The sequence below is a fragment of the Shinella sp. H4-D48 genome (genome assembly GCF_022637395.1).
Lineage (GTDB): Bacteria > Pseudomonadota > Alphaproteobacteria > Rhizobiales > Rhizobiaceae > Shinella > Shinella sedimenti.
In genome coordinates this window covers 109,280-125,274 of sequence record NZ_CP093338.1, presented here as the reverse complement: position 1 = coordinate 125,274, position 15,995 = coordinate 109,280, and the positions used below count along the sequence as shown (strand labels likewise).

Below are 15,995 nucleotides of genomic sequence, written 5' to 3'. Positions count from 1 at the left end.
TCCGACCGCTGTCCCTATCTGTCGATGACGAGATCGCTGAGGGGTTTCGAGCAGCAGGGCAGGAAGAGGCCGGCATCGATCTCTCGCTGTCGGATGCCGCCATTGTGGTTCATGTCCACGCTACCGGAGATCAGCTTGGACTTGCAGGTTCCGCACACGCCGTTGGAGCAGGACGACGGCAGTTTCACGCCCGCCTTCTTGGCGCAGGAGAGTATTGTCTGGTCGCCTGATACCGCAATCTCCCGCGACTGCTTGGCGAAGGAGACCTGAAAGCTGCGCGTCGCCGCTTCGGTCACGACCGGAAGGTCGATGTCATCGATGACCGCAGCGTCGAAACTCTCCTCGAGATAGTTGGCCGAGGGAACTCCAAGCTCCGCTGCGATCGCGCGCGCAGCCGCCATGAACGGTGCAGGGCCACAGCACAGCACGATGCGTTCGGCAAGGTCGGGAACGGCAAGCTTCATGTAGTCCGGGGAGATGCGCCCTGTCAGGCCGGGCCAATGTGCCTCGCCCATCACCGTTTCCGGCAGGAAGTGGAGGCGCAAACCCTTCACGCGTTCCGCCAGCCATGTCAGCTCTTCGCGGAAGATCAGATCCTTCGGGCTGCGCGAGGCATGCAGGAAGACAATATCGGCGGGCTCGCAAGTATCGGCGATGTCGCGCAGCATCGACATGACAGGAGTGATGCCCGAACCGCCGGAGAGGAAGAGATATTTGCGCGCATTGGGCCGGATGAAATGACCGAGCGGCCCATTCGCCTTCACCTTCGAGTGGACCATGAGGTTGTCGTGCAGCCAATTGGATATCCTCCCGCCGGCAACGCGTTTCACCGTAATCGAGAACGCATGGCTCCGCGCTGGGGAGGAGGAAATGCTGTAGCATCGGCTTTCCATTTCGCCCGCCACGTCAAGGTCGAACAGGAAATACTGTCCGGCCTCGAAGGCGAAGCGTTTTCCCTCTGGCGACGCAAAGGTGAAGGTCTTCACGTCGTGCGTTTCCTGATGGATGTCGATGCAGACGAGTTCCTCGTCCGTTTCCCGCCTCCAGAGGGGGGCGTGGTGCGCGCGCTCGGCCGGCAGAATATCGCTCCTAGTATCCATGGGCACGCATCCGTTCGATGTACCAAGTTGCGAACTTGTCGAGGTTCGTCTCGGAGAAGGGCGAGTAGGGCCCCGGGATGTAGGCGGGATCTTCGACGCCGGCCTGCGAGCGGGCGACGAGCTCGGCATCCTGGTCCGTCGTGGCGATCCAGACGTTGGTCAGCTTGTCGAGATCGTAATCGACGCCTTCGGTTGCATCCTTGTGGACGAGCCACTTGGTGCGCACCAATGTCGTGTCCGGTGAAAGCGGAATGACGATAGAAACCACGGCGTGATCGCCCATGAAATGGTTCCAGCTGTTGTGGCCCCACAGATGGACATCGCCGAGGTCTTTACGGGTCATCGTGCCGAGCAGCTTGGCGGATGCAGCGGTCGCATCCGGCGTCTGGGATTCACCCGCGCCGGAGATGATCAAGCGCTGCGTGCGGAAATTCGTGGCGCAATCGACCAGTTGCTCCACGGCGGCGGAGGGAAAGCCGTCCGCCTCCCACTGGCTGGTTCGTGCCTCATACAAGGCAAAATGCTCTTCCGCCTGCGCCTTGTCCTCGGGGCTGAGCGCGTCCGGATCGAAGCCGAAATCGAGATCGACGAAGGAAACGCACAGTTCCGGATGGTTGGCGGAACAGTGGTAGCATTCCCGGTTGTTTTCGATCGTCAGCTTCCAGTTGCCTTTTTCGATCACATCGGTCTCATGGGCGACCTTGGCATTGCGGATATCGTAGGGTGCAAGACGCGTCGTCATCACCTCTTCGAGACGGTCGATGTCCTCGGGCGGATTGTCTGAAAGACAGGCATAGACAAGACCGCCGATCGACTTGAAGGCGACCTGTTTGAGGCTGCGGCATTCCTTGTCGAAGCCCTTGCCCATATGCGGAGCGTAGCTGAGTTCGCCCGTCAGTTCGTAGGTCCATGTGTGATAGGGACAGACGAGCTTGGAAACGATGGATTTGCCGGTATCCAGCAGGCGGGACCCGCGATGACGACAGACATTGTGCAGTACCCGGATCTGGTTGTCGTCGTCACGCAGCAGGATGAGGCTGGTCTTGCCGATGTCGACCACCGTCGCGTCGCCGGCTTCCGGCACGTCGCAATCGAGACCGATGCAGATCCAGTGGTTGCGGAAGAAGACCTCCAGATCGGCCTCGAAGACATCCTGTCGGGTATAAAGGCCAGCCGGCAAGGAGTGCCCTTCGGCTCTCTCATCAAGCAGGGAGGAGATCGGTGTCGCGAACGTCTGAAGCATAATGCCACCTTATGTCGAGGCTGGAGTTCCCGTGACAGCATCGCCCACGTTTATCGGTTGCTCAACGGCAAAAATGTGCGACATTCGCATTACTGGATGTAATGCGTAATGCGTTGTTTTGGAAAGGCCGGCCGCTTTGGCAAATCTGCGGAAGAAACTCCCGCCGCTGACCGCACTCACGGCCTTTGAAGCGGCCGCGCGGCATGCCAGCTTCACGCGTGCGGCCGCAGAATTGGGTGTGACGCAGGCCGCTGTCAGTCGCCAGATCCATCTTCTCGAGGAGGATTTCGGGTTTCCGCTGTTTCACCGGCTTCATCGCAGGATCGAGCTGACGGAGAAGGGGCGGCTGCTTTTCTCCGCGGCAGGAGATGCTTTCAGCCTGATCGCCGATGCGGTGGCGGACCTGCGCGCAGATGGGCCGGATGACGAGCTGGCGATATCCGCAACCATATCCTTCGCTCATTTCTGGCTGATGCCGCGCATCGCCGCTTTCTCGCGCGCGCATCCCGAAATCAAACTGCGCATCATAACCCAGGATGCACGCATCGGAACGGAAGGCGGCGATATAGACCTCTCGCTGCGCTATGGCATGGGAACATGGCCGGATGGACAGGCAGTGTTCCTGTTCGAAGACGAGGTGTTTCCTATCTGCAGTCCCGACTACATGCAGACGAGAGGCCCAATCCTTTCGCCGGCGGATCTCGTTGACCAACCGCTGATATCCAGCGACGCCGACGATCCGACCTGGACCGGATGGGAGGAATGGCTGGCGGCATTTTCCGTGAAGGCACCGAAGAAAAGCCGAGGGCTGCGATGCAGCTTTTATACAGAGGTTATCTACGCTGCGATGAATGGCCAAGGCATCGCGCTTGGCTGGAGCCGTCTCGTATCCGATCTCATCCAGCAGGGCCGTCTGGTGCGCCTGACCGATGCGTCGATCCGCACCCGCGCCGCTTACTTTGTCGTCATACCGGCGCGAAGGCCTGTCAAGGAAAGCGCGCGGCTGTTCATCGAGTGGCTGGGCTCGGAGCACGCCTCCGGTGAGCCGTTTGTGCGCAATGCGTGAAGGGCAGTTGCTCAGCTTTCAGCCGAGAATCCGGCGCCCGCCATATCCGAAAGCGTCCTCGTCGCATCCATCAGGAGCTGGATCGTGGTGGAGATGTCGGGTGCGGCCGGCGCATTGATGAGTGTAATGTAAGGCACGGTCAGCGCGGCGATCGCCGTGCCGTCGGCACCAAGCACAGGGGCCGACAGGTTGATGACCCCGGCCGTCTGGGCGCTTGGCATCATCTCGTGTCCGCGGGTGCGGATGAGATCGAGGCGCGCCAGGAATTCAGGCGTCACGCGCGCATCGCCTCCGCCACCGCCGACATGCTCGGCGATCATGCGCGCGCGCTCTTCCGGTGAGCGGAAGGCGAGCAGAGCATGACCCGAACCCGTATCGAACAGGCTGATGCGCGAGCCGACGCGGATGGAGATACCCCAATATCCCGGCGCCTCCTGTTGCGCGATGACGATAGGATTGCCCCGATCGAAAACGACAAGCTGGTTGGCCTGCCGCGATGTCTCCGCAAGCTCGCGCATCAGCGGAACCGCAAAGGAGACCAGCCGTCTGACGGGAGCGTGGAGCTGGGCGAGGCCGAAGAGCTTGAGGGTCAGAGAAAAGCGGTCGCCGTCGATGCGCGTGACATAGCCTCGCTTCACGAGTCGATCGAGCATGCGGTAGAATTCATTCGGGCTGCGATCGAGCCGCTTGGCGATTTCCGCCTGCGTCAATCCACCATCTACCGCGGCGAGCAGTTCAAGGATGTCGAGACCTTTATCCAGAGCCGGCGCCCGGTAGCGGTCGTTCTCGTCGTCAGTCACCCGTCATCTCCTGTAAATCGATAAATTCATATACGCATGAAAAGTCACTGACAATGAGTGCGAGGCATATATCACTTGACTGCAAATGAATAACTGATTTGTATTTGAATTATTGGAGGGCCAGTGGAGGCTGGTGAGCGGTTTGGGAGGAGCTTATGTCGAGATTTTTCGCCCTGGATCGAGGGCTTCTTGTCACGATACCATAATCGCGAGCGTACCAGATCTTGCCGGTAAGTCGGGCGTGTCCGAATGAGGCGAAAGCCTCCGTTCAGGGCGAGACCGTTTTCATCGCCCATCATATCTATATCGTCGAGCGCAGTCCGGGCGCCTGATGCAGTCAAGGAGCAGCCATGAGCCTTTCACTCCAAAACAAGCGTGTCCTTCTGACCGCGGCCGGCCAGGGTATCGGCCGGGCGAGCGCACTCGCCTTTGCGCGTGCCGGTGCGACGGTCGTCGCGACCGATATCAACGCCGAGGCGCTGAAGAGCCTTGCCGGCGAAGCCCAAATCGAAACGTGTCTTCTCGACGTGTTGAGCGAGGAGGCGGTCAACCGCGTCGTTTCGACCAATGGTCCGTTCGATGTTCTCTTCAACTGCGCCGGCTTCGTGCATGCCGGCACGATCCTCGAGATGCCCGATAAAGACCTGGACTTCGCCTTCGACCTGAATGTTCGCGCCATGGTGCGAACCATCCGTGCGGTGCTGCCGGCGATGCTGGAAAGGAAGGACGGCGCAATCATCAACATGGCGTCGGTCGCCTCCAGCGTTAAGGGCGTGCCAAACCGGGCCGCCTACACCATCACCAAGGCGGCCGTCGTCGGCCTCACCAAATCGGTCGCAGCCGATTATGTCGGACAGGGCATTCGCTGCAACTGCATCTGCCCCGGCACGGTGGAGAGCCCCTCTCTGCAGGAGCGCCTGCGCGCACAGGGCGATTTCGAAGCCGCACGCACTGCCTTCATCGCCCGCCAGCCGATCGGGCGCATCGGCACGCCTGAAGAAATCGCCGATCTCGCCGTCTATCTCGCCGGCGCGACCTATACGACGGGCCAGGCCTACGCCATCGACGGCGGCTGGACCATCTGATGCATTGACGGCCATCGGGGTTGCTCCGATAGCCACCCGACCATTTCCAAGGGCCGCTTCCAATGACAAAGATCACCAGCCTGCAATCGATCGACCTTCGCTTCCCCACCTCGTTGAGCCTTGACGGCTCGGATGCGATGAACCCCGATCCGGATTATTCCGCCGCCTATGTCGTTCTCGGCACGGATGCGGCGGGGCTGGAAGGCCACGGCCTGACCTTTACAATAGGCCGGGGCAACGAGATTTGCTGCGCGGCAATCGATGCAATGAAGCATCTTGTCGTGGGCCTCGATCTCGACTGGGTGCGGGAAAATCCCGGCCGCTTCTGGCGGCATGTCACTGGTGACAGCCAGTTGCGCTGGATCGGCCCGGACAAGGGCGCGATGCATCTGGCGACGGGTGCTGTGGTCAATGCCGTCTGGGACCTGCTTGCCAAACGGGCCGGCAAGCCTGTCTGGCGCCTGATCGCCGAGATGAGCGCGGAGGAAATTCTCGATATCATCGACTTTCGCTACCTGACGGACGCGCTGACGCCGCAGGAGGCACTGGCCATTCTGAAGAAGGCGGAAGCCGGCAGGGCGGAGCGTGTCGCAACGCTCGAGGACGAAGGCTACGCCTGCTACACGACCTCTGCCGGCTGGCTTGGTTATGACGACGAAAAACTGCGACGCCTCTGCCAGGAGGCTGTCGATCAGGGGTTCGCCTATATCAAGATGAAGGTCGGTCGCGACCTCGAAGATGACAAGCGGCGTCTGCGCATCGCCCGCGAAGTGATCGGCGAAGAGCGTACCATGATGATCGACGCCAACCAGATCTGGGAGGTGGGGCAGGCGATCGACTGGGTGAAGGAATTGCAGCCCTATAAGCCGTTCTTCATCGAGGAGCCGACGAGCCCCGACGACGTGGCCGGTCACAAGGCGATCCGCAATGCGGTTCACCCGGTAAAGGTGGCGACCGGAGAAATGTGCCAGAACCGCATCATCTTCAAGCAGATGATCGCCGGCGGCGCGATCGACATCGTGCAGATCGACGCGTGCCGTATGGGCGGGCTGAACGAGGTGCTCGCCGTTCTCCTGATGGCTGCCAAGTATGACCTGCCGGTGTGGCCGCATGCCGGCGGCGTCGGCCTCTGCGAATATGTGCAGCATCTCTCGATGATCGACTATATCGCCATATCCGGCACCAAGCAGTGCCGGGTGATCGAATATGTCGACCACCTGCACGAGCACTTCCTCGATCCCTGCCGCATCGAAAACGCCGCCTATATGCCCCCGTCGCTGCCGGGCTTTTCCATCCAGATGAAACCGGAATCGATTGCGGCCTACACATTCAGGCCGTGAATTCGTCCGAGGGGGAAAATCAAGGCTTTCCGCCTTTGTGGAGTTCGGCGAAGGTAGTACTGGCATGAGAATACAGGGAGGATCGACCACCGTGACCCATATTACTTCGACCTTCGCCACGGGAAGTTTCGTCGGTCGGGCCTGGCTTCCCGAGGTTGGAGGGCCAGTCCTCGTGACGGTCCGCGATGGCCGCCTCTTTGACATAACGGCGAAGAATTGCGCCACGATGCGCGACCTCCTCGAACAGGAGGCGCCCGCAGATGCCGCACACAATGCGCCGGGCCGTGACATAGGTCCGCTCGAAGATCTGCTCTCCCTTAACGAGCCTGACCTCTCGCAGGTCCACCTGCTCGCTCCCATCGACTTTCAGGCGGTGAAAGCCTGCGGCGTTACTTTCGCCCGTTCGATGATCGAACGCGTCATCGAAGAACGCGCAGCCGGCAATCCCGCACGTGCGGCAAGCATTCGTGAGAAGGTGTCGCAGATCATCGGCGCCAGCCTGCGCGACCTCAAGGCCGGATCGGACGATGCCCAGCGCGTGAAGGCAGCCCTGATCGAGGAAGGCCTGTGGTCGCAGTATCTGGAGGTCGGCATCGGTCCCGATGCCGAGGTCTTCACGAAGGCACAGGTCATGTCCTCGGTCGGGACCGGGGCTGCAGTCGGCCTGCATCCTATTTCGAAATGGAACAATCCCGAGCCGGAAATCGTGCTTGCTGTCGATAGCGAAGGCCGTGTGAAGGGCGCAACCCTCGGCAACGATGTCAACCTGCGCGATGTCGAGGGACGGTCGGCCCTCTTGCTGGGCAAGGCGAAGGACAACAATGCGTCCTGCGCCATCGGACCCTTCATCCGCCTGTTCGACGAGACCTACACCATCGAAGACGTGCGCAACGCCGAGCTGGATTTGCACGTGAAAGGCAAGGACGGTTTCGTGTTGCGCGGCAAGAGCTCTATGCGGGAGATCAGCCGGGATCCGCTTGACCTCGTCGCCCAGACCCGTGGCGCCCATCATCAATATCCCGACGGCTTCGTGTTGTTCCTTGGCACGCTTTTCGCGCCGGTAGAGGATCGCGATGCGCCGGGCGAGGGGTTCACGCACAAGATCGGCGATGTCGTGACGATCTCGAACGACCGGCTCGGCGCGCTCGTCAACACGGTAAAGCTTTCGACCGATTGCCCGCCCTGGACCTTCGGCATCTCCCATCTCATGCGTAATCTTGCAGCGCGCGGGCTGATATAGGGCGGCTTGCTGCCTGACCGTCAACATTCTGATTGAAATCGGCATTCATCCATTTATACCCGTGCGCGCGATACCTATCGGGTGAATGATGTCCTCCGCTCCTCCCCATGCCGGACGCTGGCTGGTCCTCGTGGCAGTCATGCTTGCCTTTCTGCCCGTCGTACTCGACATGACCATTCTGCATGTCGCCGTCCCGACATTGACGCAGGCGCTCGGTGCCTCCAGCACGCAGGTCCTCTGGATCATAGACATCTATCCCCTGCTGATGGCGGGCCTGCTCGTGCCGATGGGCACGCTGGCCGACCGGGTCGGAAACCGTCGTATCCTTCTCGTCGGCCTTACCCTGTTCGGCACCGCTTCGGTGTTGGCGGCATTTGCGCCGAACGCGCCTCTGCTGATCGCCGCCCGTTTGCTGCTCGCGCTTGGTTTTGGAACGGGCTAAATTGCTTCGATGTGAGAGCGGCAATTTAGAAGAAATTAACGATATAATGCTCTGATTAATTTGGATTTTTCTTATCATTTTTGATTCTCTTTCTTAGAGAGAGCGATGCCCGTGAGCCGATTTTGCGTGAAGAAGCCAGATGGAATTTCCTCCGCATCGCTCTCTGAGGATGTCTGTCCTTCCCTACCGGTCCTGACGCTTTGGGGACGTCGTGCTGCGGCGGGGCGTAAAGGTCTTGGGCGGGGATTGGAATTGGCGGAGCCGCGCCTGTCGCGCGCCACCGTGCTAGGCATCCTGATCGCCGGAGTTGCCTTTCCGGCATTCGCGCAGAACTGGACCGGTGGCTCAGGAAACTGGTCAGTAGACGGCAACTGGGACAGCAACACGCAGCCGAATTCTGCCAGCAATGTCGTGGTCGGCACGGGTAACGCCACCATTTCGGGTGCCGCCGCGGCAGACAACGTCGAAATACAGTCCGGCGGCGTGGTTACAGTTGATGGATCCGGGGCGTCGTTGACCGCAACGGAAACGCGCATATCCGGCGGCGCAATCACCATCCGCGACGGCGGTTCGGTTACCAACAACAGCGGGATCGTTGCCGGCATGGCCACTGTTTCCGGCACGGACGGGAGCGGCAACGCGTCAACGTGGACCAACAACAATTATTTCACGGTCGGCGAAGGTGGAGCAGGCACACTCAATATCCTCAATGGTGGCAAGCTTATCGTCGGTAGTGATACCTCGCTCGGTTATGATTATTTTGGCGAGGCACGTGTTTCCGGAACGGGTTCTTCGTGGGAAAACACGGGGCGCGTGACAATCGACAATGGGATTCTGCGCATTGACGATGGCGGTCATGTCTCCAACGGCCTCGGTACAGTTGGAGCGAGCGGACATGGCGATGTTGAGGTGAGCGGCGCGGGTTCGACATGGGTCAACTCGGACCAGCTTACAGTCGGCAGCTACGGCAGCGGCACCATGCTAATCGAGGCCGCCGCCGCCGTCACCAGCAAACAGGGTTACGTGGGCGCCGGCCCCGGCGTGGTAGGCGAAGTCACCGTTACGGGGCCCGGCTCGCGCTGGGATATAACGGACTCAAGCCTCACCCTTGGGAACTACGGATCCGGTTCGATCATAATCAAAGACGGAGCGCTGGTTTCTGTAAAAGACGGTGTGTGGCTCGGCAGTTGGGCGTCGTCAAGCGGTACATTGACCGTGAACGGTTTGCCGGGTGCGCGCGGCATTCTGGAGACCAATTTCCTGCGGGGCGGACTTGGAACGGCCGATGTCACCCTCGCCGGCGGCATCCTCCGCGCCACGCAGAACACGACGTCTTTCTTCGTCGATTTCAAAACCCAGACGGTCACGCTCGACGCCGGGGGCGGTATTGTCGATACGAACGGGCACGATATCGGCATCTCGCCGGAATTGACGGGCATTGGCGCTCTGACCAAGGATGGCTCGGGCACGCTAACATTGACGGGTGCAAACACTTATCTGGGCGATACGACCATCAGCCTCGGTACACTGCAACTGGGTGCCGGCGGTACGTCAGGTTCCATTCTGGGAGACGTGAGCAATGATGGCATCCTGGCCTTCAATCGCTCCGACGACGTGATCTTCGGTGGAACGATTGCGGGAACCGGCGGCGTGCACCAGGTCGGCTCCGGGATGACCCGGCTTACTGCCGACAATTCGGCTCTTGCCGGTGTTTCGCAGGTCAAAAACGGCATCCTCTCTGTCAACGGATCGCTGGGCGGGACGATGGAGGTCATAGGTGGGCGCCTTCAGGGTGCCGGCCAGGTGGGCGGCACGACCAATTTTGCCGGCGGCACGATTGCGCCCGGCAATTCTATCGGCACGCTGACCGTTGCCGGCGATTATACCGGCAGCGGCGGCACACTCGAGATCGAGAGTGTTTTGGGCGACGATAGCTCGGCGACGGACAGGTTTGTGGTGACGGGAAACACGTCCGGCAACACCAATGTCCGGGTGATCAACCTCGGTGGCAGCGGCGCGCAGACCACTGAAGGCATCAGGATTATCGAGGTGGGTGGTGTTTCCGCTGGAAGTTTCACGCTTCTGGGCAGCTACACGTTCCAGGGTGAGCAGGCCGTGGTCGCAGGCGCCTACGCCTATCGCCTGTATCAGGGTGGCACCAGCACACCTGCCGACGGCGACTGGTATCTGCGCTCGGCTCTGCTGAATTCCAGCGGCCCCGCCACGCCGCTCTACCAGGCTGGCGCGCCGCTCTACGAAGCCTATGCCGGTGTCCTGCAGAACTTCAATATGCTTGATACGCTGCAACAGCGTCTCGGCAACCGGTCCTGGTCCGATGGCGCGGCCGACGCGGATATGTCGCACCAATCTGTCGGTGCCGAAAGCGGCACGTGGGGGCGGATCATGGCGCGCCGCGCCGGCAGCGACCCGAAATATTCGACCACTGGTGCCGATTACGACACCGCTCTCTGGCAGATCCAGGCCGGGGCCGATGGCGCGCTCTATTCGGGCGATGCCGGCAGCCTCATCGGCGGCCTATCGATGCGTTACGGCACGATCTCCGCCGATGTCTCTTCGGTTTACGGTTCCGGCTCGATCGACAGCACGGGTTACGGCGTGGGCGGCTCCCTGACCTGGTACGCCAATGCCGGGTTCTACGTCGATGCCCAGGCGAATGCGACATGGTATGACAGCGATCTGTTTTCCTCCACGTCCGGTCGCAATCTGGTCACAGGCAATGATGGCACTGGCTATGCGTTCGGCCTGGAAGCCGGGCAACAGATAGCACTCGACGGACACTGGTCGCTTACCCCGCAGGCGCAACTCACCTACTCGTCGGTGGACTATGACGACTTCAAGGATGTCTTCGGCAGCGACGTCGCGCTCAGGGGATCGCGTGACGTCAAGGGACGCCTGGGCGTTTCAGCCGATTACGAGGACAGCTGGAAGGATGCCGCGAACCAGACGAGCCGCCTCCACGCCTACGGCATCGCCAACCTCTACTACAATTTCCAGGCCGAAGCGCGCACGAGGCTCTCGGGCGTCAGCCTATCGAGCAAACCGGAAGCCCTGTGGGGCGGCGTTGGTCTCGGCGACACCTATAGCTGGGGTAATGACCGATACGCGGTTTACGGCGAAGCCATCATCGATACGAGTCTCAGAAGCCTCGGTGACAGCTACGCCCTGACGGGAAGAGCAGGCTTTAATATGCGGTTCTAGCACCTGGACCTGCGGCAATCTTGATGTTGCGACGGGGCCATGTTGCTGCTATCGGCTGTCTCGCTATGCCGAGGGGATGATATGGCGCGGCGGAAATTGAGCTGGAGCCTTCAATGGGCGGTGTGCACTCTCTGCACCATCGCTCTGATGGCGATTGGCTTTGGCCACCGCACGCCGGCGCTGGCCGTCCCAGTCTACACCCCCGCTGAAATCGCGCTCTACACGCTTCCTGACGGAACGCTACCCGACCTATGCCTCACGGGCCATGACGACGGTGGCAAGGACCATAGCCAGCCACCGACCTGCGAAGCGTGCCGTATTGCCGGCAATACCGTTGTGCCGGAACCGGCCGATATCACCGGCGCCCGTATCGCGTTCACGACCGTCTTCTATCTGCCCGTTTCGGTCGAAGGCACCTATCGCAAGCTCTTTCCGCCGAACGCGACCCCGCGCGGACCACCTGCCGTCGCCTGATCGCTGGACCGAAAGCCACCCTATGGGGCGGCTGACCTGTGCAGCCTCGCTGCTTCTTCCACCAGAAGCGGCTTACCGGGCTGTTCGTTGGTATCGACTGCATGCGTGAATTAGGGGCAAGACCCCTTATACCTCAGAGCGCTTCCGCAGCATCGTTCCCGAACGGCCTCTCATGACGATTTTTCTTGTCGATACAAGATTTTCGAGAGGTTCTCTCCATGTCTACCGTAACGGGGCTGTCAAAGCCCTCAAATGAAACGTCCGGCCTTACGCGCCGTTTCTATCTGACCGCCTGGCGCTGGCATTTTTATGCCGGCCTCTATGTCGCGCCCTTCCTCATCATGCTTGCGATCACCGGGCTCATCATGCTGTGGGCTGGCGCCCTCGTCGGCCGCGACGGCGAGAATGCATTCAAGGTCGCGCCCGGCCAGTCGGTGGCCGCTGTGTCGAAGCAGGCGAGCGCCGCCTTCATCGCCGTACCCGGGCAGGTAATCCAGTATATCGCGCCGCGCACCGCAGACGGGGTCTCGGTCTTCCGTATCGATCACGACGGCGCTGCCTCGATGGTCGCGGTCAATCCTTACACCGCTGATGTTGTCGCCCAGTGGAGCCGGCGGGATGCGCTCTACGATCTCGCCAACGTCATCCATGGCAGCTTGCTCATCGGCACACTTGGCGACAGGCTGATCGAGATCGCCGCAGGCTTCGGTATCGTGCTGGTCATCACGGGGCTCTATCTCTGGTGGCCGCGTGACGGAAAGCGATTGGGCGCAGTGCTTGTGCCTGACCTGTCGGCTAGGGGCCGACAATTGTGGAAGTCGTTGCACCTCAGCATCGGCTTCTATGTATCTTTCATTCTTGTGCTTTTCCTGCTTTCGGGTCTCACCTGGGCGGGCGTGTGGGGTGAACGCATGACGCAGGCCTGGAGCACCTTTCCAGCCGAGAAATGGGACAATGTGCCGCTTTCCGATTTCACGCATGCCAGCATGAACCATGGCGGCATCAAGCAGGTGCCATGGACGCTGGAGCAGACGCCGATGCCCGCCTCGGGCTCGGATGCCGGCATTGCGGGAACGCCCGAAGGCGAGCCGGTGACGATCGATGCCGTTGTGGCGCTGGCTCGCAAGGTCGGCTTCGATCAGCGCTTCCAGCTCACTTTCCCGAATGGCGAAACCGGTGTGTGGACGATTGCACGGGACACGATGAGCAATGACAGCTCCGACCCGTTGTCCGACCGCACGGTTCATGTCGATCAATACACCGGCAAGGTTCTCGCCGATGTCGGCTTTGCGGATTATGGCCTTCCCGGCAAGGCCATGGCCGTCGGCATCGCGTTTCACGAGGGCGATATGGGCCTCTGGAATCTCGCTCTCAACACGCTCTTCTGCCTGTCGATCGTGTTCCTGTCGGTGAGCGGTTTCGTCATGTGGTGGAAGCGTCGTCCCAAGGGGGCGGTCCGCCTTTTCGCGCCGAACATCAGTGAGCCGGGCCCGCTGTGGAAAACCGGTGCCTTTGTCATGCTGGCGGTGTCGCTGCTGTTTCCGCTGACGGGGGCTGTGCTTGTCAGCGTGCTCGTGCTGGATCTTCTGGTTATCCGCAACATACGGCCCCTGAAGAGGGCGTTGAGCTGAGGGTTGCGAGAAAAAGGACAGCCGCCGCCCGGCTTGTGCCGGGCGGCGGCTCAGGCCGTCAACCTGCGGCGAAGGGCACGGTTACGAAGGTCTGTTCGTCTTGTCGCTGCACGAGGAGCAGAACGGCCTTGCGGCCCGCCTTGCCGGCTTCGGCAACGGCGGTCTTGGCCTCGCTGGCCGAACCGACCGGCTTCTGGTTCACCGATAGAATGATGTCGCCGGGCTGGAGGCCCGCATCGGCTGCCGGCTTATCGGGGTTGACGCCCTCCACGACGGCACCCTTTTCCTCCTTCGGCAGGCCGAGGGATTGGCGCATGTCCGCCGTGAGGTCACCGAGCTGAACGCCGATGGTGGGCACGCGCTGTTCCGCCTTGCCTGATTTGCCGCCGGCGTTAGCCACGACCTGCCCCCCATCGTCATTGTTGCCGATGACCACGGCGAGGTCCTTTGCCGCACCGTCGCGCCAGACGGTCATGGTCTCCTTTTCGCCAGGGGTCAGGTCGGCCACCATGCGGGAGAGCTCGCGCGGGGAGCCCACAGGCTTGCCGCCAAGCGCGGTGATGACATCGCCGGAGTGGATGTCGCCCGCAGCAGCAGGCGTGCCGTCATCGACGCGTGCCACCAGTGCACCGGCCGGCTTGGCCAGGCCGATGGCATCGGCGATGTCAGAGGTCACCGGCTGGATTTGCACGCCGATGAAGCCGTGCTCGATGGATCCGTTCTTCATAAGCTTGTCGACGACGGTTTGCGCCTGGTCGGACGGGATGGCGAAGCCGACGCCGACGCTGCCGCCGTTCGGCGAATAGATCGCCGTGTTTATGCCGACCACCTTGCCATCGAGCCCGACCAGCGGGCCGCCCGAATTGCCGTGGTTGATCGGCGCATCGATCTGGATGAAGTCGTCATACGGCCCGCTGTGAAGGTCGCGGCCACGGGCCGACACGATGCCCGCCGTGACAGTCGTGCCGATGCCGAACGGATTGCCGATGGCAAGGATCGGATCGCCCGCCCGCAACTTGTCGGACTGGCCCCAGCCGATCGTCGCCAGCGGCTTGTCGCTTTCGATTTTCACCACGGCGAGGTCCGATTTCGGATCGGCGCCGATCAGCTTTGCGGGAAGTTCGGTGCCGTCGTCCAGCGTCACCTTTATCGTGCTCGCCTTGTCGATGACGTGGTTGTTGGTGACGATATAGCCGTCACTGGTGAGGATAAAGCCGGAGCCGAGTGCCTGCGCCTTCTCGCTGCGCTGCTTTGGCACCTGGCGTTCACCGAAGAAGTCGCGGAACTGCTGGTCGAACGGGGAGTCTCCGCTAAACGGCATGGCGCCGTCGGCCGAGGCGTTCTCGGCCTTCAAAACCGTCGTGATGGTGACGACGGCCGGTTTATCATTCGAAACGATGGAGGCGAAGGAGCCGTCCGCAAGGGGAGAATTGACGCTCGCAGGTGCTGCTGCCTGCGCGTTTCGTGCGCCGACGAGGCTGGACGTTGCGATCGGCACCGCAAGCAATGCGACACCGAGAAGCGCTGCGGCGCGATGTCTTTGAAGAATCCTGATCATGGTCGTTTCCTTTGTTCTGCTCGGTGTTGCGCTGCCTGCCCTTCGGGCGAGAGCGAGCGCTCCGGCCGCGCTGTTTGCTGGCCGGTCCTGTTGTTTCTTTGAGGTGGAAGGGGTGGCGCGTAAGGCATCAGGGTGAAGCCTGAATGCGACACCGGCCGCCGCCAAGCGCGGCGGCGGCTTGATTTCAGCGGATCAAGGATGATCCGCCTGCGGCATGTTTCAGCTCAAACGGACGATATCCCGGTCGAGCTTGCGGACGGAGGCTTCCAGACGCTGGAAGTTCGCCTTCGGAAGCGTGCCGTGATTGGCGTCGGCAACCGCCATCGCGCGCTGCCGGATGCCTTGGGCCTCGGCTTCGAGACGGCCTGCGGCGCCGGCCGAAAGCTTGTGCATGGCTTCTTCCCTGCGGATGCTCTTCTCCGCCGAGCGGACATCGGCAAGAACCTGGTGCAGGCGCGGCTTATAGGTCATGGCAGGCGTCATGCGTACGGGGGTGGGCTGTGCCGGCATCATGAAATCGTCAGCGGAGTCGTGATCCCCTGAGGAGCGGTCATAGCGGTGGTGCTCTTGCAACGCCGGATTTGGATTTGCTGGTCGGCTGGCAGCAAAGGTGCCGCCGGCGGCGAGCGAAAGAGCAGTAGCGGCAAGAGCGATGGTTTTGAGTGTCGAGCGCATGGTGCGTGTCCTCGAAAAGGGGAGACCTCTCCCCGGCAGGCTGTCCGGTGCCGTCGCGTCACGGTTTCCAACCGCCGGCGGCATCCAGCCTGACATCATTTATAGGTCCGCCCGGCTCGCGG

At 61.4% G+C, this 15,995-nt stretch carries 12 protein-coding genes and 1 pseudogene; 8 read left to right on the top strand and 5 right to left on the bottom strand.

Annotated features, from left to right (window positions below; all coding sequences use genetic code 11):
• Positions 1-14 precede the first annotated feature (14 nt).
• Entirely contained in the window at positions 15-1,100 is a 1,086-nt protein-coding gene (locus MNR02_RS17655) for a hybrid-cluster NAD(P)-dependent oxidoreductase (RefSeq protein ID WP_241949313.1), read from the bottom strand.
• Complete coding sequence (locus tag MNR02_RS17650) at positions 1,090-2,343, bottom strand: SRPBCC family protein (protein WP_241949312.1); 1,254 nt, start codon at positions 2,341-2,343, stop codon at positions 1,090-1,092. The genes MNR02_RS17655 and MNR02_RS17650 overlap by 11 nt, the downstream gene beginning before the upstream one ends.
• Positions 2,344-2,479: 136 nt before the next feature.
• On the opposite strand from MNR02_RS17650, the gene gcvA reads away from it, so the two are divergent.
• A complete protein-coding gene (gene gcvA / locus MNR02_RS17645; RefSeq protein WP_241949311.1) occupies positions 2,480-3,409 on the top strand; it encodes a transcriptional regulator GcvA in 930 nt (309 codons plus the stop codon).
• Positions 3,410-3,420: 11 nt separating this feature from the next.
• Here the strand turns inward: gcvA and MNR02_RS17640 are convergent, their stop codons facing one another.
• Complete coding sequence (locus tag MNR02_RS17640) at positions 3,421-4,209, bottom strand: IclR family transcriptional regulator (RefSeq protein ID WP_241949310.1); 789 nt, start codon at positions 4,207-4,209, stop codon at positions 3,421-3,423.
• Between the two features lie 350 nt (positions 4,210-4,559).
• On the opposite strand from MNR02_RS17640, the gene MNR02_RS17635 reads away from it, so the two are divergent.
• From MNR02_RS17635 to MNR02_RS17605, 7 genes and pseudogenes are all read left to right on the top strand, one after another.
• A complete protein-coding gene (locus MNR02_RS17635; RefSeq protein ID WP_241949309.1) occupies positions 4,560-5,294 on the top strand; it encodes an SDR family oxidoreductase in 735 nt (244 codons plus the stop codon).
• Between the two features lie 62 nt (positions 5,295-5,356).
• Complete coding sequence (locus MNR02_RS17630; RefSeq protein ID WP_241949308.1) at positions 5,357-6,634, top strand: L-fuconate dehydratase; 1,278 nt, start codon at positions 5,357-5,359, stop codon at positions 6,632-6,634.
• A gap of 91 nt (positions 6,635-6,725) precedes the next feature.
• Positions 6,726-7,874 carry a fumarylacetoacetate hydrolase family protein gene (locus MNR02_RS17625; protein ID WP_371746771.1) on the top strand — a complete coding sequence of 383 codons (1,149 nt, stop codon included), beginning with the start codon at positions 6,726-6,728 and terminating at the stop codon, positions 7,872-7,874.
• An 88-nt stretch (positions 7,875-7,962) separates the two neighbouring features.
• Positions 7,963-8,301, top strand: a pseudogene (locus tag MNR02_RS17620) (MFS transporter); the annotation flags it as partial.
• Between the two features lie 267 nt (positions 8,302-8,568).
• On the top strand, positions 8,569-11,535 hold the full coding sequence (locus MNR02_RS17615; protein ID WP_241949307.1) for an autotransporter outer membrane beta-barrel domain-containing protein: 2,967 nt from the start codon (positions 8,569-8,571) through the stop codon (positions 11,533-11,535).
• 81 nt (positions 11,536-11,616) lie between these two features.
• On the top strand, positions 11,617-12,009 hold the full coding sequence (locus MNR02_RS17610; RefSeq protein WP_241949306.1) for a hypothetical protein: 393 nt from the start codon (positions 11,617-11,619) through the stop codon (positions 12,007-12,009).
• Positions 12,010-12,227: 218 nt separating this feature from the next.
• Entirely contained in the window at positions 12,228-13,640 is a 1,413-nt protein-coding gene (locus tag MNR02_RS17605; protein ID WP_241949305.1) for a PepSY domain-containing protein, read from the top strand.
• A 58-nt stretch (positions 13,641-13,698) separates the two neighbouring features.
• Here MNR02_RS17605 and MNR02_RS17600 read toward each other — a convergent pair whose 3' ends face one another.
• Together MNR02_RS17600 and MNR02_RS17595 are read right to left on the bottom strand one after the other, a co-directional pair.
• Positions 13,699-15,198 carry a DegQ family serine endoprotease gene (locus MNR02_RS17600; RefSeq protein ID WP_241949304.1) on the bottom strand — a complete coding sequence of 500 codons (1,500 nt, stop codon included), beginning with the start codon at positions 15,196-15,198 and terminating at the stop codon, positions 13,699-13,701.
• A 219-nt stretch (positions 15,199-15,417) separates the two neighbouring features.
• Complete coding sequence (locus tag MNR02_RS17595; RefSeq protein WP_241949303.1) at positions 15,418-15,873, bottom strand: hypothetical protein; 456 nt, start codon at positions 15,871-15,873, stop codon at positions 15,418-15,420.
• Positions 15,874-15,995 lie beyond the last annotated feature (122 nt).

What these genes read in the sequence shown, in the direction of transcription:
- MNR02_RS17655 (WP_241949313.1), bottom strand. Translation starts at nt 1,100, where the DNA reads ATGGATACTAGGAGCGATATTCTGCCGGCCGAGCGCGCGCACCACGCC.
- MNR02_RS17635 (WP_241949309.1), top strand. Translation starts at nt 4,560, where the DNA reads ATGAGCCTTTCACTCCAAAACAAGCGTGTCCTTCTGACCGCGGCCGGC.
- MNR02_RS17650 (WP_241949312.1), bottom strand. Translation starts at nt 2,343, where the DNA reads ATGCTTCAGACGTTCGCGACACCGATCTCCTCCCTGCTTGATGAGAGA.
- MNR02_RS17595 (WP_241949303.1), bottom strand. Translation starts at nt 15,873, where the DNA reads ATGCGCTCGACACTCAAAACCATCGCTCTTGCCGCTACTGCTCTTTCG.
- MNR02_RS17600 (WP_241949304.1), bottom strand. Translation starts at nt 15,198, where the DNA reads ATGATCAGGATTCTTCAAAGACATCGCGCCGCAGCGCTTCTCGGTGTC.
- MNR02_RS17630 (WP_241949308.1), top strand. Translation starts at nt 5,357, where the DNA reads ATGACAAAGATCACCAGCCTGCAATCGATCGACCTTCGCTTCCCCACC.
- MNR02_RS17605 (WP_241949305.1), top strand. Translation starts at nt 12,228, where the DNA reads ATGTCTACCGTAACGGGGCTGTCAAAGCCCTCAAATGAAACGTCCGGC.
- MNR02_RS17610 (WP_241949306.1), top strand. Translation starts at nt 11,617, where the DNA reads ATGGCGCGGCGGAAATTGAGCTGGAGCCTTCAATGGGCGGTGTGCACT.